1 protein-coding gene is annotated in these 860 nt (G+C 67.4%); it reads left to right on the top strand.

All coding sequences use genetic code 11. From position 1 onward, the window contains the following. Window positions 1-96: 96 nt before the first annotated feature. The coding region (locus BGIM_RS47955) for a hypothetical protein (RefSeq protein ID WP_040887447.1) at window positions 97-860 on the top strand (764 nt) is incomplete at its 3' end.

Below are 860 nucleotides of genomic sequence, written 5' to 3'. Positions count from 1 at the left end.
CGGACGGAATCGACGACGACCGGTTACATGACGGACAGTCGTTCGGGGACGCTGTCGTCAGAGTCGCTGGGGACGGGGACGCGTTCGTCGCGATCGATGACGTCGACATTTGACGAGACGGCCACACGGGAGACGCCGGAGCATCAGGGGTACAACTGGCTGGGTTCTTTGGAGACGGTGGACGCGTCGTCGGAGTATCACCACCGGGCGGGCAACTCGACGATGACGCTGAGCTTCCGGGGCTCGCTGAAGACGACGAACCGGTTTCTGGACCCGGCCAGCCGGTCGGACTGGGCGGGGAATCTGGGGGGGACGGCCGTCGGGGAGGCGAAGGTGCGGACGGGCTCCCAAACGTTCACGCGCGAGGACGGGAGCAGTAACGGGACCTACTCGAACTGGAGCAAAATGGTCCGGACGCTGACGCTGACGGCCGACGCGGCGACGAAACGCGAAGTCAACACCAGCAGCATGGACACCCCCGGTTCGACGGGGACGCCGGTAGAGGACCAGTCGATCACCTTCGACGAGTTCTGGAGTCTGGCGGACAATCCCCAGGACGTGTCGGAGTATCAGCCTCGCGGCGAACTGATGTCGCGGAAGATGCTGAACGCGGCGTGGGGCGGGACGACGCCGGGCGGTTTGGTGGACAACGCCCCGGCGGTCGGCCTGATCCCGGCGGCGGCCGAACAGGCCGCGACCAAGGTGTTGCAGGGGGTGGCGGGGGTGGCGTCGGGTCTGCCGACGTCGGAGGACCCGTCGGCGCTGGCGGTGTCGGCCCGCGAGTCGGCCCGAAACCAGGGGGAATCGATCCGGAAGGCGGTGGACGACCAGAAGCTGGCGTGGCAGACACTGGACAAGCG

Origin of the sequence: Zavarzinella formosa DSM 19928 (assembly GCF_000255705.1) — a bacterium.
In the GTDB taxonomy this organism is placed as follows: domain Bacteria; phylum Planctomycetota; class Planctomycetia; order Gemmatales; family Gemmataceae; genus Zavarzinella; species Zavarzinella formosa.
The sequence above is the reverse complement of the archived record's forward strand: the minus strand, read 5'-3'. Positions and strand labels throughout refer to the sequence as shown.